The following is a 24,089-nucleotide window of genomic DNA, read 5'->3' on the forward strand; positions in this document are numbered from 1 at the left end:
CGAGAGGTGCAAGAAGTGGCCTGAACTGCATCCGAAACCCACTTCCGGCACCTTTCGTCGCCGCGAGCCGCTCCGAGCCGCCGCGAGCGGCCTCGAGGCCCTGCGAGAGTCGCGAAAAGTGGGCTCCACCCCCAGCAGAAACCCACTTCCGGCGACTCTCGTAGGGCACGACGCAGGCGCGGCTATTCGCCGGTCGGATGCGCGCCCAGGGCATCCACGACCCAGGCGTAGGCGAAGGCACGCTCGCGCCAGGCGTTGTAGCGGCCTGACACCCCGCCGTGGCCTGCAGCCATCTCGGTCTTGAGCAGCGCATCCGCCCCCACCTCGCGCAGCTTCGCGACCCATTTCGCCGGTTCGACGAAGTACACACGGGTGTCGTTGAGGCTGGTCACGGCGAGGATGCGCGGATAGTGCGTCGCGTGCACGTTCTCGAGCGGCGAATACGACCTCATGTACGCGTACACCTCCGGGTCGTGCAGCGGGTCGCCCCACTCGTCCCATTCCGTCACGGTCAGCGGCAGTGACGGGTCGAGGATCGTCGTCAGCGGGTCGACGAACGGAACCTCTGCAAGGATGCCCGCGAAATACTTCGGCGCCAGGTTCGCCACTGCGCCCATGAGCAGGCCTCCCGCGCTGCCGCCCTGGGCGACCAGCCGGTCGGGGCTGGTGACCCCGGTGTCGATGAGGTGCCGCGCCGACTCCACGAAGTCGGTGAACGTGTTGCGCTTGTGCATGAGCTTGCCGTGCTCGTACCACGTGCGGCCCAGCTCGCCGCCGCCGCGCACATGGGCGATCGCGAAGATGATGCCGCGGTCGAGCAGGCTCAGCCGCGCGATGCCGAAGGTCGGGTCCATGCTGGCTTCGTACGAGCCATAGCCGTAGAGCAGCAGCGGCGCCGGCTCGTCGGGGGAGACGAGGTCGCTCCGGTATACGAGCGAGATCGGGATGCGCGTTCCGTCGGCAGTCGTGGCCCATTCGCGGCGCTGCACGAACAGCGCAGGATCGAACTCGCCGAGCACGGGTTGTCGTCTGCGCATCCGCAGTTCCCTGGTGGAGACGACGTAGTCGTAGACGGTCCAGGGCGTCACGAAGCTGCCGTACCCGAGGCGCAGGGTCGGCTGTGTCCATTCCGGGTTGCCGCCGGTGCCGACGGTGAAAAGCTCCTCGTCGAAGGCCAGCTCGTGCAGCCGGTCGTCGCCCGCGCCGTTCTCTGCGGGCACCGCCGCGACGGCGACACGTGTCAGCCCGTCGCGCCGGTATTCGACGGCGATGAAGTCGCGGAACGCGTCGACGGATTCGATGCGCACCTGCGGGTTGTGGGGGATGAGCACCCGGCGATGCCCTTGCGGGTCGCCGGCGGGAACGCTCACCAGTTCGAAATTGACGGCGTTCTCGTTGTGCACGATGAGCAGGCGGTCGACTCCGGCGACCACAGCATGCTCGACGTCGTATTCGATGCCCTCGCGTCGGGGCCAGACGACGCGGAATTCGCCTGTCGGGTCGTCCGAACGGAGCAGCCACGTCTCGCTCGTGATGTTCGACCCGGCTTCGATGACGAGGAAGGCGCGGCTGCGCGTGAGACCGACGCCGACCGAGTACTTCTCGTCGGGTTCGTAGAACACCCGGTCGTCATCCGCCGACCCGTCGGGCGCCGGTCCGGCCCCGACAGCGTGCCGCCAGACCGTGTCCGAGCGCCACGCGTCGTCGACGGTCGTGTAGAAGACGTAACGTCCGCTCGGATCGAACAGTGCGCCACCGGCGGTCCCGTCGATGCGGTCGGGAAACTCGACGCCGTCGTCGCTCAGCGAACGGATGCGCACCGTGTACCGTTCGTCGCCTTCGGTGTCGACCCCGAAGAGCAGCCGGGTGCCGTCGGCGCTGACGTCGAAGCTCCCGAGCGAATAGAAATCGTGCCCTTCGGATTCGACATTGTCGTCGAGCAGGATCTGCTCGCCCGGGAGACCCGACGCCTTGGCGGCATCGTCGATCACCGGCGGTTCCCAGTCATCGGCGTCGGCTACGGGAACACGGCAGTGGATGCCGTACTGGCTGCCTTCGACCGTGCGCGTGTAGTACCACCAGCCGCCTTCGCGCGTCGGCACGCTCAGGTCGGTTTCGAGCGTCCGGCCTTTGATCTCGTCAAAGATCTGCTCCCGCAGCGACGAGAGGTGCTCGGTGCGGGCGTTGGTGTAGGCGTTCTCCTCGTGGAGGTGGGCGAGCACCTCCGGGTCGTCCTTGTCGCGCAACCACTCGTAGTCGTCGATGTACACATCACCGTGGTGGATGCGCTCGGTCGGTTTCTTCGCGGCGACGGGAGGGGTGTGCATGACTCTCAGGGTACTGCGGGCTCTCCCGGCCGTCGCGGCTCAGCGGCTCCGCTGCAGTGTCGTCGGTCCGACATTGTCGTCGAGCCAGTCGGTGAGCGGGCTGCTGTCGTGCAGGAACCCCACGACGCGGTCGGCAGCCTCCGGCGTGTTCAGCCAGGGCTCGGGGTCCCAGTGGCGCCAGGCGGAGAGATCTTTGTTGCGCAGCAGTTCTGCACGCGGGTGGTCTTTCGCGAAACCGCGCGGCGCCGACGCGAGGCTGTCGTGCACGGTGACCTCGATTCCCAACGATTCGACCGCAGCGATGGCTCTCTCGAGCTCTTCGCCGTGTTCGTCGTCGTCGATCGCCGAACGGAATCGCGCGAGCTGGTCTGGTGCCATCGTGTGCGAACCGGCGCCAACACCGAGCCCGGATGCGGAGAGCTGCACGTAGCCCCTGCGGGCGAGGAGTGCCCCGATGGCCGTCTTGTACGGCGACTTGTCCGCACTGAACCGGATGTCACGATAGGGCCGGAAGATCCTGCCCTCGCCGAACTCGGGCGCCAGCTCCTCGATCAGAGCCTGCATCGGGGCGAGCACGTCGCGGTCGTAGACCTCTCTGTGAGCGGTCCAGTACGTCTTGGAGTTGTCTGCCTCGAGCCCTCGGAAGAAGTCGAGCGCGGCGTCGGGCCAGCCTTCGAATCCCATGACTGTGACACTACTCTGGGACCCATGACGGAGACGATGACGGAATCCGAGCAGCATCCGACCGCGACCGGCGACCAGTGGTGGCGTTCCGCCGTCGTATACCAGATCTATCCCCGCAGTTTCGCGGATGCGGACGGCGACGGCATCGGCGACCTGCGGGGCATCATCGATCACCTCGATCACCTCGAGGCCCTCGGGGTCGACGTGATCTGGCTGTCGCCGATCTACGCGTCACCCCACGACGACAACGGCTACGACATCAGCGACTACCGGGCGATCGATCCGCTCTTCGGTACGTTCGACGACTTCGACGCCCTTCTCGACGCTGTCCATGGCCGTGGCATGAAACTCGTGATGGACCTCGTGGTCAATCACACCTCCGACGAGCATCCGTGGTTCGTCGAGTCGGCGTCAGGGCCTGACAGCCCGAAGCGCGACTGGTACTGGTGGCGGCCGCCTCGCAACGGGATGGCGGGCGGGCACCCGGGGGAGGAGCCGAACAACTGGGGCTCGTTCTTCTCCGGCCCGGCCTGGCAGTTCGACGCGGACTCGGGCGAGTACTACCTGCACCTCTTCTCACGCAAGCAGCCCGACCTCAACTGGGAGAACCCCGCTGTACGCGACGCGGTGTACGACATGATGACGTGGTGGCTCGATCGCGGCGTCGACGGGTTCCGCATGGACGTCATCAACCTCATCTCGAAGGACCCCGCGCTTCCTGACGGGGTCGTTCCGCCCGGCGCGTTGTACGGCGACGGCTACCCGTTCTACGGGCAGGGGCCGCGCATCCACGAGTTCCTCCACGAGATGCACGAGCGCGTCTTCGCCGGCCGGCCGGGGCAGTACCTGACCGTCGGTGAGATGCCCGGCGTCACCGTCGCGGATGCGCAACTCTTCACAGATCCCGCCCGGGGCGAGGTCGACATGGTGTTCCAGTTCGAGCATGTCAGCCTCGACCACGGCCCCGGAGGCAAATGGGATGTGCGCGAGGCGACCGTGCTCGAGCTCAAGCAGTCGTTCGCGCGCTGGCAGGCCGGTCTCGCCGACTCGGGCTGGAACAGTCTCTACTGGAACAATCACGACCAGCCGCGCGTCGTCAGCCGGTTCGGCGACGACCGCCTCCTGCGCCGGGAGTCGGCGACGGCGCTCGCCACCGTGCTTCACCTCCAGCGCGGAACGCCGTACGTCTACCAGGGCGAAGAGCTCGGGATGACCAACGTGCCGTTCGAGGGCATCCACGACTTTCGCGACATCGAATCGCTGAACCACTACGCGGAGGCGGTCGGCGTGCTGGGCGCACGGGCGGACGACGTGCTCGCCGCCCTGCGCACCACCGGCCGCGACAACGCACGCACTCCCGTGCAGTGGTCGGATGCCCGCCACGCCGGGTTCACCAGCGGGTCACCGTGGATCGCCGCCAACCCGAACTACACCGAGATCAACGCAGCAGCAGAACACGAAGACGAGAACTCCGTGTTCGCGTACTACCGCGCTCTCATCGCTCTGCGGCACCAGGATCGGGTGGTCTCGCACGGGACGCTCGAAATGGTGCTGTTCGAGCATCCGGTCGTCTTCGCCTACACGCGAACGCTGGACGAGCGCCAGCTGCTCGTGCTGGTGAACCTGAGCGGCGAAGCCGCCGAATACGACGTGGACGAGATCACCGGGTGGGAGGACGCAGAGCTGGTGCTCGGCAACATCCCGGATGCGGTGCCCGCCGCCGACGGCCGCCTCGCCCCGTGGCAGGCGCAGGTCTTCGCCCGCGCCCTCTAGCCCTCAGGCGGGTCGGGTGTCGAGTGCCTCGTGCATGAGCGCCTCGATGAACACGTCGAATGCCGCGATCGTCCGCTCGCGGTCACCCGTCATCAGGTAGCCGAAGTGGAGGCCCAGCGTCGTGTCCGAGATCCAGTTCGCGAGGGTGCTGGCGCGATCCGACTCGACGCCGTGGTCGATGAGCCAGTTGTCGAGGAGGGCGAGCCAGTTCGCGAAAGAGTCGGTGATGCGCTTGCCGATATCGGGGTCGACCGCTTCGAGGGCCCCGGCCTCGAACTGCAGGCGCAGGCCCGTGCGGTTGGCGTCGCGGAGCGAGTAGCGGAAGGCCTCTTTGTACCAGGCGGTCAGCTGCTCACGGTCGAAGGCCAGCACATCCACGCCCTGGAGCACTTCCTGCTGGAGCCGCACGCTCTCCGCAAGGATGGCGTCGATCATCTCCCGGCGGGACCCGAAGTGGTACACGAAAGAGTAGGTGCTGACCCCGAGCGCGCTCGCCAGTGACCGGAAGGTCATCCTCGACAGCGGTTCTGTCGCAACGTGATCGAGGATCTGCGCGAGAAGCTCGGGTTTTCTATTCGGATCAGGTGTTCGGCCCACAGGACAACAATAGGCGAGGCGTCGGCCCGACCGCGGACGGCCGCCCGGGGCGTCCGGTCGGCTCCGTCGTGAGCTCCCGCGTCAGCTCAGTGGCCGGGAGGCTTGGGCGCGCCGCCTTTGCCGCCGCCTCCGGTGCCGCCAGTGCCGCCTCCGGGGCCACCAGCGCCGCCACCGGCTCCCGCGCCCGGGCCCACCGGCGCCACGGGGGTGGGCGCCCTCGGTACGAACGGAGTCCTCAGGTACTTGCCGTCGACCGCCGGGAAGGCGCCTCCGCCATAGACGGCATTGAGCGCCTGATCGATCGGCTTGACGATCGCGAACTTCACGTCACCGCCGCCCACGAAGGGACCATTGCCCACGCCCTGGAATGTCTGGCTGCGCAGGGGAACGGCTCCCTCGACGTTGCCCACCCAGGTGGCCTGCGCGATCTTCGTGGTCGAGGTCACCAGCCAGTTCTCGAGGGAATTGTCGGTGGTGCCCGTCTTGCCGAAGATCGGGATGCCGTCGCCGGGGTTCGCCGACGCGGCCGTGCCGCCGCCGCGCAGCACGCCCTGCAGTGCGTAGATCGCCGCTGCGGCGACTCCGGGGTCGATCGGGTTGGTCGTGTTGCACCTGGTCTTCGGAACGGCGTGGAGGGTGCCGTCTGCGGCGACGATCTTGTCGATCGCGACGGGCGAGCAGGCAACGCCGTGGTTCGCGATCCCTGCATATGCCGTGGCCATCGTCAGCGGGGCGATGTAGTTCGTACCGAGCACGGACGACGGGTTGGCCATGAACGGGTTCGCCTGCTCGTCGGCGCCGTGCACGCCCAGCGCCTGCGCGCCTTCCTTGATGCCGCAGAGGTCGAGTTTCGTGGCCATCATGGCGAACGCCGAGTTCACTGACGCTGCCGTCGCGTTCATCACGTTGATCCGCGACACCGACTCGCCTTCGTCGTTGGCGACGTTCCACGGTGAGCCGCCGATGTCGTTGCACGGGTCGCTTTCATGAAATTCCGTCTGCGGGAAGGTGTGGTGCGTCGCGTCGATCACTTCATAGAGCGAGTGCCCTTCCTTCAGCCATTCGAGCAGGTCGTACGCCTTGAACGACGACCCCGTCTGGAATCCCTCGGACCCGCCGTACGCGTAGTCGGTGTTGTAGTTGACGGCCGTGCTTCCCGGCCCGGGTGTGGCCGTATTGTCGTACGACCTGTTCTCGGTCATGGTGATGACACGTCCCGTGCCGACCTCGGTGGACACGTTCGACGCGCCCAGGTCGAGGTTCGGGCTCGTCGGGGGGATGTAGCTGCTGATGGCGTGCTGCGACACCGCCTGCAGGTCGAGGTTGAGGCTGGTGTAGATCTTGAGACCGCCCCGGTTCAGAAAGAGCGTGCGTGCGTCGGGGTTCGCGCCGAAGATCGGGTCCTGCTGGATGATGTGCTGCACGTAGTCGCAGAAGAACGCCGCGCTGTACGCCTGCGCCGTCATGCAGCCGTTCTGCACCGGGGTGATCTTCGGCTGGATCTTGGTCGCGACCGCGGCGTCATGCTGCTCTTTGGTGATCTTGCCGTTCGCGAGCATGCGGTTGAGCACGTAGTTGCGTCGTTCGAGCGTGAGCGCGTAGCCGTTCTTTGCTCCGTTGTCCTTGCTCAGGGGCTGGTCGATGCGCAGGTTGTCCGGATTGTTGAGGATTGCGACCAGCGTCGCGGCCTGCTGGAGGTTGAGAGCTTTCGCAGACACACCGAAGTAATAAGCGGCCGCCGACTGCACTCCGTAGACCCGGCCGCCGAACAATGCGATGTTCAGGTAGCTCTGCAGGATCTGGTTCTTGCTGTATTCCTTCTCCAGCCCGATCGCGTAGCGCATCTCCTTCAGCTTGCGCACCGGGTCGACCTGGGTGGCGTCGTAGTAGCACGCCTGGTACAGGGCCAGCTGCTTCTTCTGCACGGCAGCCGTCGCCGTCACGTCGACCTGCTTGTTCTCACAGCGCTGCACGAGGATGTTCTTCACGTACTGCTGCGTGATCGACGAACCGCCCTGCACATCCTTGTGGAGTGCGGTGAGCAGCGCCCCACGGATCGTTCCGGTGACATCGATGCCGCCGTGGTCGTAGAACCGCGGGTCCTCGGTTGCGATCGCGGCATCCTTGATGGTCTGGGCGATGTCATCCCATCCGACCTCGACACGGTTCTGCGAATAGAACGTGGCGATCGGTACCTCTTTGCCTGCTTTCGTCGCGTACATCGTCGACGCCTGCGCGAGCGGCTCGACCTTGATGTACTCGGGCAGACCGTCGAACACCCCGATGGTGTCGTCGGCCGCAGTGCCGGTGAGTGCGACGGCGGGCGTGACGGCAGCTGCTGCGAGGATCCCGGCGACAATACTCAGTGCAAGGAACCCCATCGCTGCTCCGGCCACGCCCCAACGTGTACGTTCCGGAGAGTTCATGGCGTCATGATACGCGTCGAACCTCTGGGCGAAACCCTGAGATCGCCGGTCGGCGCGAACCCCGCGCCAATACTCAGTCGGATGCGCGCAGCTTGTCGCAGAGTTCGGTGAGCCGGTCGAGTTCGGCCTGGTCGAGCCGGCCGCCGACCCGCTTGTCGATGGTCTTCATGTGTTCGACGGCGACCCGCCGGAACATCGCGTACCCCTCGTCGGTGAGGCGGATGATCGTTCCTCGGGCATCGTTCGGCTCAGGGCATTTCGCGACGAGTCCACGCGCGACGAGGCGGTCCACCAGCCTGCTGACGCTCGGCTGGGTCAGCAGCACGTGCTTGTTCAGGTCGCGGAGACGCAGCTCGCGGTTGGGCTGGCGCGTCAGGTTGAACATGACGTCGTATTCGTTGAACGAGATGTCGCGGGTGGGAAACTCTGCGGCCAGGGTGCGCATGACGGCGACCTGCGCCCGAAACAGTGATTCCCACGCGGTCACCGCGTTGGCACGTCGGCTCATGGCCGCCTCCCCTTGTCGCCCCCGGCACCATTCTCGATGCAGATGCATCGATTGTGCCAGTACTTCGGCGAGAGGCGAGTACTTCGGCGAGAGTTCAGTACTTCGGCGAGTGGACGGTCGGGCCGGGACAGATTGAGGGCCGGCCGCAGAGGCTAGCGGCCGGCCCTCTCCCTTGCACCAAGAGTGTCCTGCAATCACATTCCGCGTTCGCTGCCACAGCAAACAACTAACGCTCTTCGACTATATAACGAAGAGGTAACGACCGCTAGTTACCAGTTCGTTATTTTTCTGCGAGTTTCCTTTGGGGCGATTATCGAACGGCAATGACCGCCGCGGAGGCGATCGATTGTCGTCGTCAAGTACTATGTGTGATACAGTACTCGTCGTGATGAACATACCGGAGGCGTCGACGGGATCGGCGGGCGAGAACAATGCGTTCGCCGCCGATCTGCTGCGCGGCCACACCGACACGATCGTGCTCGGAATCCTGCGGCGCGGCGACTCCTACGGGTTCGAGATCTACAAGGCCATCCGCGACGCGACCGGCGGCCGCCACGAGATCAAAGAAGCGACACTGTACGCCACCTACCGTCGGCTCGAGAAAGACGGGCTCGTCGAGTCCTACTGGGGCGACGAGACGCAGGGCGGCCGTCGCAAGTACTACCGCATCACCGACGCAGGCCGTGCGGTCTTCCACGGCAACGTTGCGGCGTGGGTTGCAACCCGGCGCATCATCGACTCTCTCCTCGACGTGAAGGACACGAAGAATGGCTGACAACACTTCCCGCCCACGCGGCGGCGACATTCACCGGCTCCTCGACGAGGCCTTCTCCGGCATCGAGATGACGCCGGAAGCGCAGGACCTCAAAGAGGAGGTGCGAGCGAACCTCATGGCGCGGGTCGCCGACCTCGAAGCCACCGGCACGAGCTCTGCGGATGCCGCGCACCAGGCGATCGATGAGCTCGGCGATGTGCACGAACTCGTCGGCGAGTCGATCGGCGACGCCGAACCTGCTGCCGGCGCACGACCGGCCTCGGGCTGGAGCACCCAGAGCGCCGCGTTCCGCATGGCCAGGGTACGCCCGAAGCCGGCCTTCGTCGTGCGTGTGGTCGTCGCATCCATCGTCGCGACGGCCGCACTGCTGCTCGCCGGGCTCGGTGCTGCCGGCGTCCTCGCCCTGCCGGCGGGAGTGACGATCCTGCTGCTCGGCATCGGTGCGACAGCGGTGGCCTGGATCGTCGGTGACTCGCTGGTGCAGGAGACAACGTCGAACCATCCGATGCCGTCCGGCCGCGCAAGCGGCTACGCCCTTGCCTCGTTCCTGACGGTGTACGGCCTCGGCTTCGGTGGCCTCGTCGCCCTGCAGGTCCTTCCACTGTGGGGGATCGCATTCGCCGCTGTCGGCCTGGTCGGGGGCATCGTGCTCTTCGCGTTCCTCGGTGCGACCCAGACGAACCGTCACAAGGCCTGGGTGCGTCAGGCGCAACGGGAGTGGCCGCAGAGCCGCTTCGAAGAGGAGCCCGAGTCCGCCGCCCGCTTCGGCATCTATACGGCCGTCATCTGGCTGGTCGCCTTCGCCGTCTTCATCGTGCTGAGCTTCACGATCGGCTGGGTCTGGTCGTGGCTCGCGCTTCTCGGCGGGTTCGTGGTCATGATGCTCGTGCTCGCCCAGATGCTCTTCGGATCGCGACGGAGCTGATCATGCACTGACCGAGACAGAAATGGCGGCTCGGATGCGCCAACATCCGAGCCGCCCACACCCCAGTCGTTCCGCGAACGGAACCTGCGTCAACAGTCACCGAGGGTCCAATCAATGGTACTGCGCAGTCCGGGCGGCACGACTTCCACAACAGGAAGGACGCCACCATGGCGAACAACACCACCGCGGCACTCGAAGCCGACGGTCTCATCAAGTCATACTCGACAGGTCGCGGCAAGCCGCCGGTCCGCGCCCTCGACGGCCTCAGCTTCGCGGCTGACACCGGCACGGTCTTCGGACTGCTCGGCCCCAACGGTGCGGGCAAGTCGACGACCATCAAGATCCTCTCGACCTTGGCGAAAGCCGACGCAGGCAGGGCGACGGTGGCCGGGATCGACGTGGCGCGTCATCCGGCCGACGTCAGGCGAGCGATCGGCTTCGTCGCACAGAAGCCCGTGTCCGATCCGGTGGACACGGGCCGGGAGAACCTCGTTCTCGCGGGCCGCATCCAGGGCCTGAGCGCCAGGGATGCGCGCGCACGCGCTGCGGAGCTGCTCGACCGCTTCGGGCTCGACGACGCCGCCGACCGCCAGGTCAAGACCTACTCGGGCGGCATGGCACGCAAGCTCGACGTCGCGATCGGCCTGATGAACCGGCCGCAGGTGCTCTTCCTCGACGAACCCACCACGGGACTCGACCCGGAAGCCCGTGCAGAACTCTGGGCCGAGATCGAGCGCATGACGAAGCTCGAGAACATGACCGTCCTGCTCACGACCCACTACCTCGAAGAGGCAGACCGGCTCGCCAGCCGGCTCGCGATCGTCGACCACGGCACGGTCGTCGCCGGAGGCACTCCGGAGGAGCTGAAGAACGGGCTGCGTGGAGACGCCGTCATCATCGAGCTCGCACCCGACAGTGATCCTTCGCACGCGCTCGCCGCGCTCGCCGGCGTCGAGGCGCTCCGCGAGATCGGGGCGGATGGGCGCACCATCCGCGCACGGGCCGACCTCGGTGCCGCGACGCTCCCACAGGCGCTCGCCGCGCTCGAGACGGCGTCGCTCGTCGTCGCATCCGCCACGGTCGCCCGCCCCAGCCTGGACGACGTCTACCTGCGGCATACCGGCCGCACGCTCAGCAAGGCACAGGAGAACTACGCACTGGAGAACGCATCATGACCATCGCACTCACCCACACCTTCATCCTCACCGGGCGCCAGCTTCGGGCGGCGAGCCGGTTCCCGGCCTTCCTCGTGATGAACCTCGTGCAGCCGGTGATCTGGCTGCTGCTGTTCGGGCAGCTCTTCAAATCCGTCGTCGAGATCCCCGGGTTCGGGGCAGGGCAGAGCTATCTCGAATTCCTCACGCCCGGAATCGTCATGATGATGGCGCTGTTCGGCAGCGCGTGGTCGGGCACCGTGTACATCCAGGACATGCAGCGCGGCGTGATGGACCGGTTCCTCACCTCGCCGACGAGCAGGCCCGCGATGATCGTGTCGACGCTCATCTACCAGTCGATCCTGGCGATCGTGCAGAGCCTGATCGTGGTAGGGATCGCGTTCTGGGCCGGCGCGCGGTTCCCGGGCGGGGCCGTCGGCATCCTGATCCTGCTGCTCGCGGTCGTGCTGCTGACGGCGATCTTCTGCTCGCTGTCGAACGCGGCGGCCTTGCTTGCGCGGGAGCAGACGGTGCTGATCGGCATCTCGCAGCTGATCACGCTGCCGTTGATGTTCCTCAGCTCGGCGATCATGAACACCGCACTCTCACCCGAATGGGTGCAGACCGTGGCGAAATACAACCCGTTCGAGTGGGCGGTCATCGTCGGGCGCGAGGCGCTGAGCGCGGCACCGGACTGGACGTCGATCTGGGTGCACGTCGGCCTGCTGTCGGCGCTCACGGTCGTCATGGCCGCGCTCGCGACCAGCGCTTTCCGCGTCTACCAGCGCTCGGCGTAGCCTGCGCAGGTCGTAGCCTGCGCTGTTCGTAGCCTGCGCAGCTCCCGTCGCCCGCGACCGATGTTGTGGCAACCAATCGAACCGGCAGGACGTGGCGATACGAGGAGTGGCGAGCGGGCGCAGCCCGCGTCGTCCTTAGAAGAGGTCGGGGCTCGGGGCGCTCGCGTGGCGAATGGACACGTCGGCGTGACGGTCGAACCGGTAGCCGACGCCGCGAACGGTGCGCACGATGTCTTCGAAACGGCCGAGCTTGGCCCGCAGGCGGCGCACGTGCACGTCGATGGTCCGCTCGTTCGGCACTTCATCGTCGGCCGCGCTCCACAGCGACGCGATGAGCTCGGCGCGCTCGATGGTGCGGCCCTCACGCAGCACCAGGTACTGCAGCAGCTCGAACTCCTTGTAGGTGAGGGCGGCGGGCTGGTTGTCGAGGATCAGGCGCTTGCGCGAGATGTCGACGACGACGCCGCCGGAGGCGCGATCCTCGTCCTCTTCTTCGGTGACATTGCGGTGCTTGGCGATGGCGGAAGGGTCCTGCAGGGCGAGGCGAACCACATCCACGTCGCGGCCGCCCGCGCCTTCCGGGGCGAGTGCGACGGCTGCGTAGGTCTCGGCCGAGGGGGCGAGTTCGGCCGTCAGGCGCTTGAGCGCCTCGACGATGCGGCCCAGGTCGGTGCCTGCGGCGGCGGCCTTCGCTTCGTCGATGCCGACGTAGAGGACGAATCCGCGGGCTTCGGTCCCGTTCGGGACGGCGCGGATCTTCGCGGTCGGGGCAGTCGGGGCGGTCGGGGCTGCCGGGGCGGCTGGAGCTGCCGGGGCCGTATCGGGTGCGGCGGCGAGACGGCGGGCGGGGGAGTAAGAGGGAGCAGTGTCGACGGTTGCGAGAGACATGGGAGGAATCCTTTGAGTGATGATGCGGTGAATCCGTCGCAGATCTGGTCGTCCAGTGCCGAGAAGGGGTACGGCTGTGCCAGGGATTCGAGTGTTGTGTTGGGCCTCAGATCGGCCGTGATCGGATGCGGGTGTGGGGCATCCGGGGAGTCCGCGTCCGCTACGACTCAGTAGGTCGGCGGCGTCGGGACTCGGCGAAGGGTCGCTAGATTAGCGGCACATTCGGCAACACATGACAGCGTCACGGCCGGGCATCATCATGCCGGCATCCCCAGGGGCCTCGAAGGAGGTCAGGGTACGCGAGTTGTCAGTCATGCTCGCAAGTAAAACGGAGAATGACTCTCGATGTCAAATCATTACGGAATGTTTCAGACTGTTCCGTAGAGGCGATCGCCCGCGTCGCCGAGACCCGGCACGATGTAGCCGTTCTCATTGAGGCGTTCGTCGAGGGCACCGAGCACGATGGTGACGTCGCGGCCCTCGGTCGCCTTCTCGAGCGCGGCGAGCCCTTCCGGGGCTGCGAGGAGGCAGATCGCCGTCACATCGACCGCGCCGCGCTTGAAGAGGAATTCGATCGCGGTGCCGAGCGAGCCGCCGGTGGCCAGCATCGGATCGAGCACGAAGCACTGGCGGTCCGACAGGTCTTCGGGCAGGCGCTCTGCATAGGTCGTCGGCTCGAGCGTCTCCTCGTTGCGCACCATTCCGAGAAAGCCGACCTCTGCGCTCGGCATGAGCTTCACCATGCCCTCGAGCATCCCGAGACCGGCCCGCAGGATGGGCACGACCAATGGTTTCGGCTGGCTGAGCGTCACGCCCGTCGTCGTCGTCACCGGGGTCTCGATATCGATCGGCTCGACCCGCACCGCCCGCGTCGCCTCGTATGCGAGAAGCGTGACGAGCTCTTCGGTCAGTGCCCGGAAGACCACCGACGGGGTGTTCTTGTTGCGGAGCACCGTCAGCTTGTGAGTGATCAAGGGGTGGTCTGCAACGTGGACTCGCATAGGCTCAATCTATCGGACTGCCGCGAAGAGCGCCCGGCGAACGGAGGACACGCGTGGCCCTGGCCGCCCCCGCCGGATTCGACGCACTCATGCGCGCCGCGATCGCCGAGGCGAGGCGCGCGCTGGACACCGGCGACGTTCCCGTCGCAGCCCTTGTCGTGGATGCGGATGGCCGGGTCATCGGCACCGGACGCAACGAGCGCGAGCTGCGCCACGATCCCACCGCCCATGCCGAAGTGCTGGCTCTGCGTGAGGCCGCGACCGCCCGCGACGACTGGCACCTCGAGGGATGCACGCTCGTTGTCACCCTGGAACCGTGCGTGATGTGCGCGGGGGCGATCCTTGCGGCGCGGGTGCCGCGGGTGGTGTTCGGAGCCTGGGACGAGAAGGCCGGAGCGGCCGGTTCGGTGTACGACGTGCTCCGCGACCGGCGGCTCAACCATCGGGTCGAAGTCTTCGCGGGTGTCGAAGCCGAGGCCTGCGGTGAACTGCTGTACGACTTCTTCGTCGCGAAACGCTGAACCTGGAGCGAAACGGCGCCTCTTACTCGAGGCCTTTGATGACGATGGCGTCGGTGGTCGGGTGGGTGCCTTCCGGGTCGACCCACACGTCGGGCTCGATGTAGATCACGCGTGCGACGGGCACAGCTTTGCGGATGCGCGCCTCCACGACGTCGATCGCGTTCGCCACATCAGCGAGCCGGTCGTCGCCCGCGACAGCGACTTTCGTCGCGACCATGAGTTCGTCGGGGCCGAGGTACAGCGTCTTCATGTGGATGATGCGCTCCACCTCGTGGCCGTCGAGCACCGCGCGCTCGATCGCAGCGATGTCGTCGTCGCTCGCTCCCTCGCCGACGAGCAGGCTCTTCGTCTCGATTCCGAGCACGACCGCGACGACGATGAGCAGTGAGCCGATGAGCAGGGTGCCGATCGCGTCGAACACACTGTTGTGGGTGATCGCGGTGAGTCCGACGCCGAGCAGCGCGAACACCAGGCCGATGAGGGCTGCGACGTCTTCGAGGAGGACGACCGGCAGCTCGGGCGCTTTGGCCCTGCGGATGAACTGGGCCCACGACTGGGCACCCTTGAGCGGGGTGGACTCGCGCACCGCAGTGCGCAGCGAGAAGCTCTCGAGGCCGATGGCGATGACCAGCACGAGGAGCGGCACCCAGACGTTCTCGAGCGGATGCGGATGGGTGAGCTTGTCGATGCCTTCGTAGAGGGAGAAGACGCCTCCGACCGAGAACAGGATGATCGACACGACGAAGGCGTACACGTAGCGTTCGCGCCCGTAGCCGAACGGATGCTCCTTGTCGGCTTGCTTCTTCGCCTGGCGGCCGCCGAGCATGAGCAGCAGCTGGTTTCCGGAGTCCGCCAGCGAGTGCACGCCCTCGGCGAGCATCGAGGAGGAGCCGGACACGAACCATGCGATGAACTTGGTCAGCGCGATCCCGAGGTTCGCCAGCAGGGCCGCCACGATCGCCTTGTTTCCACCGGATGCGCTCATGCTGACAATCCTAGGATGGTCCTGTGACTGAGACGCAGAGCATCATCCTTCCCACCATCGCGATCCTGGGGGCCGGGTCGATGGGCCGCGCCATCCTCAGCGGGCTCCAGAATCCGCGGGTCACGGTCGAAGGCGGCATCCGTGTGACGAACCGTACGAGGGAGAGAGCGCGTGAGTTCGCAGGCGTTCCCGGTATCACGGCGTTCGCGACTGAGGAGGAGGGCGACGCCAACCGCCTCGCGGTCGACGGCGCCGAGATCGTCCTGGTCGCGGTCAAGCCGCACATGGTGCCCGACCTGCTGCGCGAGATCGCCGATTCGGTCACGCCGGGCGCGGTGATCGTGAGCGTTGCGGCGGGTGTGACGACCGCCACCTTCGAATCGCACCTTCCCGCGACGGTCTCTGTCGTGCGATCGATGCCGAACACGCCTGCGATCGTCGGACGTGCCGTCACCGGCATCAGCGGCGGACACCGGTCGGCCCCGGACGACCTGGCGGTCGTGCGCACCCTTTTCGAGACGGTCGGCGAGGTGGTCGAGGTTCCGGAGAGCAAACTGGATGCCCTGAGCACGATCTCCGGGTCCGGTCCGGCCTACGTCTTCTACCTCATCGAGCAGCTCACGGCGACCGCCGTGGACAAGGGCTTCACCCCGGCGCAGGCGAGACAGCTCGTTCACGGGACGTTCCTCGGCGCATCCGAGCTGCTCGTCGCATCCGGTGAGGACCCTGCCGAGCTGCGCCGTCGGGTGACGAGCCCGAACGGCACCACCGAGCGGGCGATCGGCGTGCTGGAGTCCGCCGACCTCAAAGCGCTCTTCGATCGCGCCACCGACGCCGCCCTCGCGCGGGCGCGCGAGCTCGCCCAGTCCTGAACCTCATCGAGCACAGGAAAAGGCACCCTCAGACTCAGGATTGAGGTGCTTCTTCCTGTGCTCGGCGAAGTCGGGCGAAGGGAAGAAGGAGCGCTAGGCGTCGAGGGCGGCGAAGCGCTCGATGTCGCCGGATGCGCCGGACACGATGATGAGGTCGTGATCGGAGACGACGGTGTCCGCGGTCGCATACGTGAACGGCTTGCCCGGACCCTTGACCCCGACCACCGTGATGTTGTGTTTGCGCCGCACCGCCGACTCCGAGAGGGGCACCCCGCGGATCGGCTTCGGCGGGTACATCTTCACGAGCGCGAAATCGTCGTCGAATTCGATGAAGTCGAGCATCCGCCCCGAGACGAGGTGGGCGACCCGTTCCCCGGCTTCGGCCTCGGGGTAGATCACATGGTTGGCGCCGATGCGTTCGAGGATCGTGCCGTGCGACTGCGAGATCGCTTTCGCCCAGATCTGCGGGATCTTCAGGTCGACGAGGTTGGCCGTGATGAGCACGCTCGCTTCGACGGACGACCCCACCGCGACCACGGCGACGGAGAAGTCCTGCGCCCCGATCTGCCGCAGTGCGTCGATCGACTTCGCGTCGGCCTGCACCGCGTGGGTGACCCGCTCGGCCCATTCCTGCACGAGCACGGCGTCCGAGTCGATGGCGAGCACCTGGCGGTCGAGCCGATCGAGCTGCTGTGCCGTCGAAGCGCCGAACCGCCCGAGACCGATCACGAGGACGGGGGCGTCATGCCTGATCCGGTCAACCAACGAGGGGCCTCTCTTCTGGACGCTGGAACAGCTGACGCCGCTGGCTTTGCGCCAGGGCGGCCGCGAGTGTCACTGTACCAACGCGCCCGAGGAACATCGTCGTCGCCATCACGTAGATGCCGACGTCAGGGAGCTTCTCGGTCAGCCCGGTCGAGAGCCCGCACGTGGCGAACGCCGAGATGACGTCGAAGAGCACGTGATCGAGGGGCGCCTTGGTGATCTGCAGGATGACGATGCTCGACACGGCCACGGTCGTCGCGCCCCAGAGCACGATGGCGACCGAGAGCCGCAGCACGTCGCCGGGGATGCGGCGGCGGAACGCATCCATCGATTCGACACCGCGCGCCTCGGCCAGCGCGGCGAGGAAGAGCACGGCGAGCGTCGTGACTTTGATTCCGCCGGCGGTGGACGCCGAGCCGCCGCCGATGAACATGAGCATGTCGGTGACGAGCAGGCTCGACCCGTTCAATTTGCTGATGTCGATGGTGGCGAACCCTCCGGAGCGGGCCATCGTCGACAGGAAGAACGACTGGAAGATCGTGTGCCCGGGGTCGAGGCCGCCGAAGGTCTTCGGGTTGCCGGATTCGAGGATGATGTACAGCACGGCGCCGGAGACCAGCAGGATGACCATCATCCACAGGGTCAGCCGCAGGTGCAGCGACCACCGCCGGCGCCCGCGGGTGCCGCGCCGCAGGTTCCGGGCGATCGCGTAGATCACGGGAAACCCGATCGCACCGAGGAAGACGCCGATCATCAGCGCACCGAGGAACCAGTAGTCCTCGGCGAAAGGCGCCAGCCCTTCGGCGTTGGGGGTGAACCCCGTGTTGGTGAAGGCCATGGCCGAGTAGTAGAGGCTGTTGAGGGCGGACTCGCCGGCAGGGATGCCCGCCAGCAGCATCCGGGGAAACAGCAGCGCCGCGACGATCGCTTCGATGACGACCATGCTCGCCGCGATCGTCACGAGAAGGTTGCCGATCTCGCCCAGCCGCACCGCCTGTCCTTCGGCGACGGGGCCGCTGTGGATCCGCAGCTGGTTGGAATCGCTGGCCGCCATGAGCCTGGCGCGGAGTCCGAGCCTGCGCGAGATCACGAGCCCGAGAATGGATGCCATGGTCAGCACGCCGACCGCGCCGATCTGCACGCCGACATAGACGAGCACGTGGCCGAACCCCGACCAGTGAGTGGCCATGTTCACGGTGGAGAGCCCCGTGACGCAGATGACGGACACCGCCGTGAACAGGGCGTCTGCGAGGGGCGTCGCGCTTCCTTCGACACTCGCGATCGGCAGGGAGAACAGGAGCGTGAACACGAGGATCAGCGCCACGAAGACGACGATCGCGAACCGTGACGGGCTGCGGCCCGCGAAACCGTTGACCGCGTCTCTGGCCCGTCCGGTCCAGGTGGTCGGCGTGAGGCGCGAAACCCGGGCTGCGTTCATCCGTTGCTCCTCCCCGCGACAGGCAACAGCTTGTCATGGTACTCCGGCGCGGGAAGTGACTACCCTTGACCCATGGCCGACATCTTTGACGTGATCGCAGACGCGACCCGACGCGAGATCCTCCGCGTCCTGCTCGACCGATACGTCGACGACGTGCATCATTCCGGAGAGATCAGCGTCTCCGAGATCGTCGCGAAGCTCGAGCTGAGCCAGCCGACCGTGTCGAAGCACCTGAAGGTGCTGCGGGATGCCGGGCTCGTGAAGGTGCGCGAGGAGGGCCAGCATCGCTACTACCAGCTCGCCTCGGGTCCGCTCGAAGATGTCGAGGATTGGGTGATCCCGTTCCTCTCCTCCGATTTCGAGGAGCTCGGGGCCAGCGAAGCGCTCGCCCAGGAGACGCGTGAGTTCGCCGGGTCGGTCGGCAAGGTCCTCGCCGACACGAGCCATCGGGTGACCACGGCGGTCGAGAAGGTCACGCCCCGAAAGTGGCGCCGCGAATAGGTTCATTACTTGCGTCACACGAGTAACATTGCGCGTACCCGAAACGCAAAGGACCATTCGAGATGGCTGCCGATCTTTCTGACGTGCGCTTCCTGACTGTTGCCGAGGTCGCCGACATGATGCGCGTTTCACGTATGACCGTGTACCGGCTCGTGCACTCCGGGGAGCTTCCGGCGATCCGTTTCGGGCGGTCGTTCCGGGTCCCGGAGTCGGCCGTCACGCATGCCCTGGAGAACCACGTCGCCGAGACCGCCTAGGTTCCGCTAGACTTGGCCCTTGTGTCGCCGCGAAACCCGCGGCAAACCCCCTATTCTTTGTGAGGTCTTTGTGGGTTCCGTAATCAAGAAGCGCCGCAAGCGTATGGCGAAGAAGAAGCACCGCAAGCTGCTTCGCAAGACGCGCCACCAGCGTCGCAACAAGAAGTAGAGCTTCGCGAGGGCTTTTCCTCGTCGCTGTACTGGTCGAGAGCGTCGGACCCTTCGGGTTCCGGCGCTTTTTGCTTACTAAGCTGAACTCGTGCCCACAGTCGACCTGACCCTGATCGGCAAGCCCGGCTGTCATCTCTGCGATGACGCCCGCGATGTCATCCGCTCGGTTGTCGCGGCCCTGCCCGACGGGTCCGCGCTGGTCTCGCTCTCAGAGCGGTCGATCCTCGACGACGCGCAGCTGCTCGAACGCTATGCCGACGAGATTCCCGTCGTCCTGATCGACGGCCGCATTCACACCTACTGGCGCGTCGACCCGGCGCGACTCCGTACCGCTCTTCTGGAGGCATCATGATCCGCCACGTCGTCACGTGGAAACTCGCTGCGACGGATGTCGCCGAGCGCGCCGAGCAGGCTGAGACGATGGCGCGCGGTCTGCGGTCGCTTCCGGCGTCCATTCCGGAGATCCGGAATCTCGAGGTCGGTGTGAACGTGCTGAATCCCGGATCGAATTTCCACCTCGTGCTGATCGCGGACTACGAGGATGAGGCTGCGCTGCAGCGCTACCAGGAGCATCCGGAGCACCAGAAGGTCGCCGCGTACATCCGCACTGTGGTCGGGGATCGCTCGGCGGTCGACTTTCTCGTCTGACCTCGATTGCGATGCAATCGCCATAGCTCCAGCGCGCAGCGCGCAGCGCGTCAGACGACCGGGCGCGCGTCGATCTCGGCGTCGGTGCGCCGGTAGTCCCGGATGAACGTCTCGCGCGCCGGCGCGTAGAGGGCCCGGATGAGCTCGGCGGTCCGTTCGCCGTCGCGGGCTTTCGCCGCCGCCGCGATTTCAGCGACCGCCGATGCGACGTCGGCGATCTCGAACGGCATCTGCCAGACCGTGACATACCGCAGCAACTGTGGGCTCAGCCCTTCGGCGGCCGTGAGCAGCACCGTATTGTCGGTCGATCGTTCGAACTCGATGAAGAAGTCGCGCAGGGCAGCGCCGAGTCCGGGCAGGTCGCCCGATTTGGCGAGCTTCGTCGCGGTCTTGCTGTGCTGTTGCAGACGGCCGATCGCCGCGGCATCCATAGAAGCGACGGATGTGCGTGCCGCGTACTCGGCGAGGATCCCGGTCGCATAGATCGCCTCGTCGATCGCGCGGAGGTCGATCGGCGCGACCCGGGTGTACCGGTTGGGTGCGAGTTCGACGAGGCCGATGTCGGCCAGTTTCATGAGCGCTTCGCGGACGGGCGTGCGCGAGACGCCCAGCCACGCGGTCAGTTTCTCGTCGAGGAGCACTTCGCCGGGCTCGAGCGTTCCGTCGATGATCGCCGTGTAGATGCGCTCGTAGACGACGTCGCGCAGCAGCCGGCGCTCGACCGGACGGGAGTGCTTGGTGGGCAGCGGCATGCCTCAGCCCGCCTTCTGCGCCGCAGCGCCGGCACGGGCGTCGGTGTCAGAGCCTGCGTCGCGGTCGTCGACGGTGTCGGCCAGGTCGTCAACGAGCGCGGTGAGCGCGATATCCCAGTAGCGCCTGACCCCGTCGGCCGCGGCATCCGGATCACCACGGTGTGAAGCGGCGACGATCTCACGGATGATGGGAGCGCCGAGCTCGAAACCCCGCAACGACGGCGTGGCCTTCAAGGCCCGGCTGAGTTCGGGCACGTGCCTGGTCGACAGCCGCGCGATGGTCTTGTTGTCGAGCCGCCTGACGTAGATGTTCAGGAGCGAGTCGGTGAGGTGGGATTGGCGCACGTCGTCGGAGACACCGTTGCGCGCATCCGCTTCGGCGCGTTCAGCGAACTCGTCGAGTTCCGCGAGGTCGCCCGCCGTCAGCAGCGGTACGGTGTCGCGCACGACGCTGACATAGATCGCGCCAAGCGTTTCGATGAGGGCCCGCAGCCGCGGGATGTCGATCGGCGCCACGCGCGTGCGCTTCTGGGGGAGCACCTCGACCAGCCCCATTGCGGCGAGCTGGTTGAGTGCTTCACGCACCGGGGTTCGCGAGACCCCGACCCATTCTTCGATCTCCGAGTCGTGCAGTTGCTCGCCGGGCGCGAGATCGCCGTCGACGATCGCGTCGAGCAGGCGCAGAAAGACTTCGTCGCGGATGAGCCTGCGCGGTGTGACGCTCTCGGTCGTGGGCACAGGCATACATGCATATTACAGCCGGGCCTTGCGGACGGCCCCTGACCTCGCCCGGAGCCGAGGTCAGGGCCGGATCTCCGGTGGCTACGACTGGGTGTAGAGGTTGCTGCCGAGTGCCTTCGCCTTGAGGGCGTCGAACTCGCCCTGGGAGATCACTCCGGTGTCGAGCAGCTGCTTCGCCTTGGCGATGTCCTCGGCGGGCGAGGTCGTGGCGACGGCGCGGATGTGGTCGTCGACCTGGGCGCGGGCCTGGCCGGCCGCTTCGGCCTGGCGCTCGGCCATCCCCCGCCCACGGGCGACCAGGTAGACGAGGGCGGTGATGAACGGCGCGAAGACCAGGAAGATGATCCAGACCGCCTTCCACCACCCGCTCAGCTTGTGGTCGCGGAACAGGTCGCCGATGATCGCGAACAACGCGAACAGGTACGCGACGAACGCGAAGCTCCAGAAGAAGATCCAGACGATGTTCCAGAAGTTGTTCATGTGATCGTCCTTTCGACGGTCGGCGCACCACCCTGGCCGCCTCGTATGGACAAGTTAGCGCGTCAGGGCACGCCACCGACAGGGCTATCTGTCGACACGGAGCGTCGCGATGGTGGGCGCCACGGGTCGAGGCCACATGCCGGGGTAGGCTGACGCCATGACCGCCCAGCTTCCGCCCCGGGTGTGGGCGGGGCGCGGGGTGTTCGGGTGGATTCTGATGGTCGCGGGCGTGATCGTCGGCGCCGTGCTCGCGCTCGCAGCCGGCATCGTTCTGGTCGTCCTCGCTGTCGTCGTCTGGCTCGTCTGGCTGGCGATCTGGCTGGTCGGCTACGTCTGGGCCTGGATCTGGTTCGCAGGGCAGCGGATGCGCCGGGTCGAGTATCCGTTCGTGGTCCCGCCCCCGGTGTCGCGGCGCAACCGGTCAGACGTCTTCAGCTCGTCCTACCTGAGCGGAGCTCCGCGTCTCGTCGGTGCGGCCGCCCGGCTTGCCGGCTTCCTGCTCGGGCCGCTCGCGCTCGTGGCGACAGTGGCGGGCACCATCGCACCGCGCTGGCGGGCGCGGCCGTACTTCGCGGTCTTCACGCTCCGGGGGATCCTCGCGAAGGCGGTCGGTCTGGGTCGGCGCCGCGGCTGGCTGATCGACGGGCACGACCCTGCGGTGCAGACGCTCGACGACTTCCTCGTCGTCGCGTTTCCCCAGATCGCCGACTTCGTGCGCTGGTGGCGTGATCCGGATGCGCCGGTCGACTACGTCCCGTCGCCCGGCCTGCACGACGCGACGGCCGACCAGCTCGGGCTGCAGCTCGGCGCCTACCCCGACCCGCTCGGGTTTCCGGGCCTCGCGGCGGGCGCGATGCGGCGCAGGCAGATCACGGGCTATCGCGACCTGCTCGTCAGCCAGCGGGAGATCGACGACATGTGCGACCCCGATCTCGACGATCGCAACGAGGTCGGCGTCGTCCGCATCTCGTCGCGCGTGACGGCAGATGGCATCCGGCACTGGCTCGTGCAGTTCCCGAGCACCAAGTCGTGGCATCCCCGGGCCGGCGTCGCGCCGAACGATCTCACCGCAGACCTGGTCATCGGCGCGGAACGCGAGCCGACCATGACCCGCGCTGCGATAGCGGCCATGTCGTTCGCCGGCATTGCGGCGGGCGAGCCCGTCATGCTCGCCGGCTTCAGCCTCGGGGGAATGGTGGCCGCACAGGTCGCGACGCGGGCGGCCAGACACGGGTTCAACGTGACGCATCTCGTGACGGCCGGTGCGCCGCTCGGCCGGGTGGTCGTCCCCGACGGCATCCGCGTGCTGGCGCTCGAGCACGTGCTCGACATCGTTCCGCGCATTCGAGGGGCGGGAGAACCCGGTCGATGGTGGCGGGGCCGGCGCCGCGACTCCGGCGTGGCTCACCGTGAAGGCGGGTCCGCCGCTGCCGGGAGGGTTCCGGCTGGGAGTCCTGCACCAGTCGACGGCGTACGCCGATACGGCTGGAGTGGTCGAGGCGGACCCGCCGGGGCCGCAGGTCGCCGAAGCGCTCGGCGAGCTGAGTGCGTTCTTCGGACCGGGCCAGCGCCTCGTCGACTATGCGGTGCTGCGCGAAGGCGCGTATGCGGTGCAGTCGTCCGTGCCGTTCTATCTGCACAGCACGGTCGAGGAAGGGATCACGCGGGGGAGCCTGCGCACGACCCTCCGGCGCCTGCCCGGCGTGATCGCGGTCGACATCTATGAGTCACGCGCCGGATTCGCCACGACCATCCTGTGGAACGCCGACGTGCTCGTGCGCAGCCTGAGGCCGTGGTTCACGCAAGTGGAGCGGTTCGCCGTCTACCGCGGGCTCCTGTCCCTGCTGAAACGGCGCCGCGCGGTCGGCCTCCACTTTCGGCTCCAGGCCAAGGAGACACCCGGCGTCACCTGGGAGGCGACGGTACAGCGGATGCCCGACGGCCGGTGGCGCGAAGTGATCGACGTCGCCTTCGACACCGCGGAAGCGGAACGCGAGTTCCTTCCCGTGCTGCTGCCCGACGGATGGGCGTCGACCGTCACCTACTATCCGCCGAACGCGTTCCAGCCCGTTCGCACACGCTGACCGCTGCAGTCCGTTCCGT

At 66.9% G+C, this 24,089-nt stretch carries 27 protein-coding genes; 14 read left to right on the forward strand and 13 right to left on the reverse strand.

The annotated features are described in order from the left end of the window. Window positions 1–182 precede the first annotated feature (182 nt). Window positions 183–2,327 (reverse strand): S9 family peptidase, encoded by a 2,145-nt coding sequence (locus ACPPVQ_RS03315; RefSeq protein WP_426518610.1) that lies wholly within the window; start codon window positions 2,325–2,327, stop codon window positions 183–185. 39 nt (window positions 2,328–2,366) lie between these two features. After that, window positions 2,367–3,011, reverse strand: a complete 645-nt coding sequence (locus tag ACPPVQ_RS03320; RefSeq protein WP_426518611.1) for a DUF2461 domain-containing protein — start codon at window positions 3,009–3,011, stop codon at window positions 2,367–2,369. Window positions 3,012–3,035: 24 nt separating this feature from the next. On the opposite strand from ACPPVQ_RS03320, the gene ACPPVQ_RS03325 reads away from it, so the two are divergent. Further along, window positions 3,036–4,784 carry a glycoside hydrolase family 13 protein gene (locus ACPPVQ_RS03325; RefSeq protein ID WP_426518613.1) on the forward strand — a complete coding sequence of 583 codons (1,749 nt, stop codon included), beginning with the start codon at window positions 3,036–3,038 and terminating at the stop codon, window positions 4,782–4,784. Between the two features lie 3 nt (window positions 4,785–4,787). Here the strand turns inward: ACPPVQ_RS03325 and ACPPVQ_RS03330 are convergent, their stop codons facing one another. The 3 genes from ACPPVQ_RS03330 to ACPPVQ_RS03340 all read right to left on the reverse strand — a co-directional run bounded on the left by ACPPVQ_RS03330 (window position 4,788) and on the right by ACPPVQ_RS03340 (window position 8,315). Further along, the gene (locus tag ACPPVQ_RS03330) at window positions 4,788–5,297 is read right to left on the reverse strand and encodes a TetR/AcrR family transcriptional regulator (RefSeq protein ID WP_426518615.1); all 510 of its coding nucleotides are present in this window, start codon (window positions 5,295–5,297) and stop codon (window positions 4,788–4,790) included. Window positions 5,298–5,467: 170 nt separating this feature from the next. Beyond that, window positions 5,468–7,807, reverse strand: a complete 2,340-nt coding sequence (locus ACPPVQ_RS03335) for a transglycosylase domain-containing protein (protein WP_426518617.1) — start codon at window positions 7,805–7,807, stop codon at window positions 5,468–5,470. Window positions 7,808–7,880: 73 nt separating this feature from the next. Further along, a complete protein-coding gene (locus ACPPVQ_RS03340; RefSeq protein ID WP_426518619.1) occupies window positions 7,881–8,315 on the reverse strand; it encodes a MarR family winged helix-turn-helix transcriptional regulator in 435 nt (144 codons plus the stop codon). 388 nt (window positions 8,316–8,703) lie between these two features. Between ACPPVQ_RS03340 and ACPPVQ_RS03345 the strand changes: the two genes are divergently transcribed. The 4 genes from ACPPVQ_RS03345 to ACPPVQ_RS03360 all read left to right on the forward strand — a co-directional run bounded on the left by ACPPVQ_RS03345 (window position 8,704) and on the right by ACPPVQ_RS03360 (window position 11,966). Further along, window positions 8,704–9,090, forward strand: a complete 387-nt coding sequence (locus tag ACPPVQ_RS03345; RefSeq protein WP_426521383.1) for a PadR family transcriptional regulator — start codon at window positions 8,704–8,706, stop codon at window positions 9,088–9,090. Further along, window positions 9,083–10,015, forward strand: a complete 933-nt coding sequence (locus ACPPVQ_RS03350; RefSeq protein ID WP_426518621.1) for a permease prefix domain 1-containing protein — start codon at window positions 9,083–9,085, stop codon at window positions 10,013–10,015. The genes ACPPVQ_RS03345 and ACPPVQ_RS03350 overlap by 8 nt, the downstream gene beginning before the upstream one ends. 167 nt (window positions 10,016–10,182) lie before the next feature. Next, complete coding sequence (locus ACPPVQ_RS03355) at window positions 10,183–11,190, forward strand: ATP-binding cassette domain-containing protein (protein WP_426518623.1); 1,008 nt, start codon at window positions 10,183–10,185, stop codon at window positions 11,188–11,190. Beyond that, a complete protein-coding gene (locus ACPPVQ_RS03360) occupies window positions 11,187–11,966 on the forward strand; it encodes an ABC transporter permease (RefSeq protein WP_426518625.1) in 780 nt (259 codons plus the stop codon). Before ACPPVQ_RS03355 ends, ACPPVQ_RS03360 begins: the two co-directional genes overlap by 4 nt. A 135-nt stretch (window positions 11,967–12,101) precedes the next feature. On the opposite strand, the gene ACPPVQ_RS03365 is transcribed toward ACPPVQ_RS03360, so the two are convergent. Together ACPPVQ_RS03365 and upp are read right to left on the reverse strand one after the other, a co-directional pair. After that, on the reverse strand, window positions 12,102–12,854 hold the full coding sequence (locus tag ACPPVQ_RS03365) for a winged helix-turn-helix domain-containing protein (protein WP_426518627.1): 753 nt from the start codon (window positions 12,852–12,854) through the stop codon (window positions 12,102–12,104). 368 nt (window positions 12,855–13,222) lie between these two features. Next, window positions 13,223–13,855 carry a uracil phosphoribosyltransferase gene (gene upp, locus ACPPVQ_RS03370; RefSeq protein WP_426518629.1) on the reverse strand — a complete coding sequence of 211 codons (633 nt, stop codon included), beginning with the start codon at window positions 13,853–13,855 and terminating at the stop codon, window positions 13,223–13,225. An 89-nt stretch (window positions 13,856–13,944) separates the two neighbouring features. On the opposite strand from upp, the gene tadA reads away from it, so the two are divergent. Next, complete coding sequence (gene tadA, locus ACPPVQ_RS03375; RefSeq protein ID WP_426521385.1) at window positions 13,945–14,376, forward strand: tRNA adenosine(34) deaminase TadA; 432 nt, start codon at window positions 13,945–13,947, stop codon at window positions 14,374–14,376. A gap of 22 nt (window positions 14,377–14,398) precedes the next feature. On the opposite strand, the gene ACPPVQ_RS03380 is transcribed toward tadA, so the two are convergent. Beyond that, window positions 14,399–15,361, reverse strand: coding sequence for a cation diffusion facilitator family transporter (locus ACPPVQ_RS03380; protein ID WP_426518631.1), 963 nt, complete (start codon window positions 15,359–15,361; stop codon window positions 14,399–14,401). Window positions 15,362–15,384: 23 nt separating this feature from the next. On the opposite strand from ACPPVQ_RS03380, the gene proC reads away from it, so the two are divergent. Continuing rightward, entirely contained in the window at window positions 15,385–16,233 is an 849-nt protein-coding gene (gene proC, locus ACPPVQ_RS03385) for a pyrroline-5-carboxylate reductase (RefSeq protein ID WP_426518633.1), read from the forward strand. A gap of 93 nt (window positions 16,234–16,326) precedes the next feature. Here the strand turns inward: proC and ACPPVQ_RS03390 are convergent, their stop codons facing one another. After that, a complete protein-coding gene (locus ACPPVQ_RS03390) occupies window positions 16,327–16,998 on the reverse strand; it encodes a potassium channel family protein (RefSeq protein ID WP_426518635.1) in 672 nt (223 codons plus the stop codon). Then, window positions 16,991–18,436, reverse strand: coding sequence for a TrkH family potassium uptake protein (locus tag ACPPVQ_RS03395; protein ID WP_426518637.1), 1,446 nt, complete (start codon window positions 18,434–18,436; stop codon window positions 16,991–16,993). Before ACPPVQ_RS03395 ends, ACPPVQ_RS03390 begins: the two co-directional genes overlap by 8 nt. A 72-nt stretch (window positions 18,437–18,508) precedes the next feature. Here ACPPVQ_RS03395 and ACPPVQ_RS03400 point away from each other — a divergent pair, with 72 nt between their 5' ends. From ACPPVQ_RS03400 to ACPPVQ_RS03420, 5 genes are all read left to right on the forward strand, one after another. Beyond that, window positions 18,509–18,937: an ArsR/SmtB family transcription factor gene (locus ACPPVQ_RS03400; RefSeq protein WP_426518639.1), complete on the forward strand. Its 429-nt coding sequence runs from the start codon at window positions 18,509–18,511 to the stop codon at window positions 18,935–18,937. 62 nt (window positions 18,938–18,999) lie between these two features. Continuing rightward, entirely contained in the window at window positions 19,000–19,194 is a 195-nt protein-coding gene (locus tag ACPPVQ_RS03405; RefSeq protein WP_426518641.1) for a helix-turn-helix domain-containing protein, read from the forward strand. Window positions 19,195–19,264: 70 nt separating this feature from the next. Further along, entirely contained in the window at window positions 19,265–19,363 is a 99-nt protein-coding gene (locus tag ACPPVQ_RS03410) for a 30S ribosomal protein bS22 (protein ID WP_003792170.1), read from the forward strand. A 90-nt stretch (window positions 19,364–19,453) separates the two neighbouring features. Then, complete coding sequence (locus tag ACPPVQ_RS03415; RefSeq protein ID WP_426518644.1) at window positions 19,454–19,717, forward strand: glutaredoxin family protein; 264 nt, start codon at window positions 19,454–19,456, stop codon at window positions 19,715–19,717. After that, a complete protein-coding gene (locus ACPPVQ_RS03420; RefSeq protein ID WP_426518646.1) occupies window positions 19,714–20,013 on the forward strand; it encodes a Dabb family protein in 300 nt (99 codons plus the stop codon). Before ACPPVQ_RS03415 ends, ACPPVQ_RS03420 begins: the two co-directional genes overlap by 4 nt. Window positions 20,014–20,063: 50 nt before the next feature. Here the strand turns inward: ACPPVQ_RS03420 and ACPPVQ_RS03425 are convergent, their stop codons facing one another. The 3 genes from ACPPVQ_RS03425 to ACPPVQ_RS03435 all read right to left on the reverse strand — a co-directional run bounded on the left by ACPPVQ_RS03425 (window position 20,064) and on the right by ACPPVQ_RS03435 (window position 21,986). Beyond that, window positions 20,064–20,765, reverse strand: coding sequence for a GntR family transcriptional regulator (locus ACPPVQ_RS03425; protein ID WP_426518648.1), 702 nt, complete (start codon window positions 20,763–20,765; stop codon window positions 20,064–20,066). A 3-nt stretch (window positions 20,766–20,768) separates the two neighbouring features. After that, complete coding sequence (locus tag ACPPVQ_RS03430; RefSeq protein WP_426518650.1) at window positions 20,769–21,509, reverse strand: GntR family transcriptional regulator; 741 nt, start codon at window positions 21,507–21,509, stop codon at window positions 20,769–20,771. 78 nt (window positions 21,510–21,587) lie between these two features. Then, window positions 21,588–21,986 (reverse strand): SHOCT domain-containing protein, encoded by a 399-nt coding sequence (locus ACPPVQ_RS03435; RefSeq protein WP_426518652.1) that lies wholly within the window; start codon window positions 21,984–21,986, stop codon window positions 21,588–21,590. Window positions 21,987–22,143: 157 nt separating this feature from the next. On the opposite strand from ACPPVQ_RS03435, the gene ACPPVQ_RS03440 reads away from it, so the two are divergent. Together ACPPVQ_RS03440 and ACPPVQ_RS03445 are read left to right on the forward strand one after the other, a co-directional pair. Beyond that, a complete protein-coding gene (locus tag ACPPVQ_RS03440; RefSeq protein WP_426518654.1) occupies window positions 22,144–23,712 on the forward strand; it encodes a hypothetical protein in 1,569 nt (522 codons plus the stop codon). Continuing rightward, window positions 23,690–24,070 carry a hypothetical protein gene (locus ACPPVQ_RS03445; RefSeq protein WP_426518656.1) on the forward strand — a complete coding sequence of 127 codons (381 nt, stop codon included), beginning with the start codon at window positions 23,690–23,692 and terminating at the stop codon, window positions 24,068–24,070. Before ACPPVQ_RS03440 ends, ACPPVQ_RS03445 begins: the two co-directional genes overlap by 23 nt. Window positions 24,071–24,089: the final 19 nt, after the last annotated feature.

Origin of the sequence: Leifsonia sp. McL0618, assembly GCF_049994905.1 — a bacterium.
In the GTDB taxonomy this organism is placed as follows: Bacteria; Actinomycetota; Actinomycetes; order Actinomycetales; family Microbacteriaceae; genus Diaminobutyricibacter.

Coding starts and splice junctions, on each gene's coding strand:
- ACPPVQ_RS03400 (WP_426518639.1), top strand. CDS start 18,509: ATGGCCGACATCTTTGACGTGATCGCAGACGCGACCCGACGCGAGATC.
- ACPPVQ_RS03440 (WP_426518654.1), top strand. CDS start 22,144: ATGACCGCCCAGCTTCCGCCCCGGGTGTGGGCGGGGCGCGGGGTGTTC.
- ACPPVQ_RS03345 (WP_426521383.1), top strand. CDS start 8,704: ATGAACATACCGGAGGCGTCGACGGGATCGGCGGGCGAGAACAATGCG.
- ACPPVQ_RS03325 (WP_426518613.1), top strand. CDS start 3,036: ATGACGGAGACGATGACGGAATCCGAGCAGCATCCGACCGCGACCGGC.
- ACPPVQ_RS03425 (WP_426518648.1), bottom strand. CDS start 20,765: ATGCCGCTGCCCACCAAGCACTCCCGTCCGGTCGAGCGCCGGCTGCTG.
- ACPPVQ_RS03435 (WP_426518652.1), bottom strand. CDS start 21,986: ATGAACAACTTCTGGAACATCGTCTGGATCTTCTTCTGGAGCTTCGCG.
- ACPPVQ_RS03365 (WP_426518627.1), bottom strand. CDS start 12,854: ATGTCTCTCGCAACCGTCGACACTGCTCCCTCTTACTCCCCCGCCCGC.
- tadA (WP_426521385.1), top strand. CDS start 13,945: ATGCGCGCCGCGATCGCCGAGGCGAGGCGCGCGCTGGACACCGGCGAC.
- upp (WP_426518629.1), bottom strand. CDS start 13,855: ATGCGAGTCCACGTTGCAGACCACCCCTTGATCACTCACAAGCTGACG.
- ACPPVQ_RS03350 (WP_426518621.1), top strand. CDS start 9,083: ATGGCTGACAACACTTCCCGCCCACGCGGCGGCGACATTCACCGGCTC.
- ACPPVQ_RS03320 (WP_426518611.1), bottom strand. CDS start 3,011: ATGGGATTCGAAGGCTGGCCCGACGCCGCGCTCGACTTCTTCCGAGGG.
- ACPPVQ_RS03360 (WP_426518625.1), top strand. CDS start 11,187: ATGACCATCGCACTCACCCACACCTTCATCCTCACCGGGCGCCAGCTT.
- ACPPVQ_RS03340 (WP_426518619.1), bottom strand. CDS start 8,315: ATGAGCCGACGTGCCAACGCGGTGACCGCGTGGGAATCACTGTTTCGG.
- ACPPVQ_RS03330 (WP_426518615.1), bottom strand. CDS start 5,297: ATGACCTTCCGGTCACTGGCGAGCGCGCTCGGGGTCAGCACCTACTCT.
- ACPPVQ_RS03315 (WP_426518610.1), bottom strand. CDS start 2,327: ATGCACACCCCTCCCGTCGCCGCGAAGAAACCGACCGAGCGCATCCAC.
- ACPPVQ_RS03335 (WP_426518617.1), bottom strand. CDS start 7,807: ATGAACTCTCCGGAACGTACACGTTGGGGCGTGGCCGGAGCAGCGATG.
- ACPPVQ_RS03430 (WP_426518650.1), bottom strand. CDS start 21,509: ATGCCTGTGCCCACGACCGAGAGCGTCACACCGCGCAGGCTCATCCGC.
- ACPPVQ_RS03395 (WP_426518637.1), bottom strand. CDS start 18,436: ATGAACGCAGCCCGGGTTTCGCGCCTCACGCCGACCACCTGGACCGGA.
- ACPPVQ_RS03420 (WP_426518646.1), top strand. CDS start 19,714: ATGATCCGCCACGTCGTCACGTGGAAACTCGCTGCGACGGATGTCGCC.
- ACPPVQ_RS03355 (WP_426518623.1), top strand. CDS start 10,183: ATGGCGAACAACACCACCGCGGCACTCGAAGCCGACGGTCTCATCAAG.
- ACPPVQ_RS03405 (WP_426518641.1), top strand. CDS start 19,000: ATGGCTGCCGATCTTTCTGACGTGCGCTTCCTGACTGTTGCCGAGGTC.
- ACPPVQ_RS03380 (WP_426518631.1), bottom strand. CDS start 15,361: ATGAGCGCATCCGGTGGAAACAAGGCGATCGTGGCGGCCCTGCTGGCG.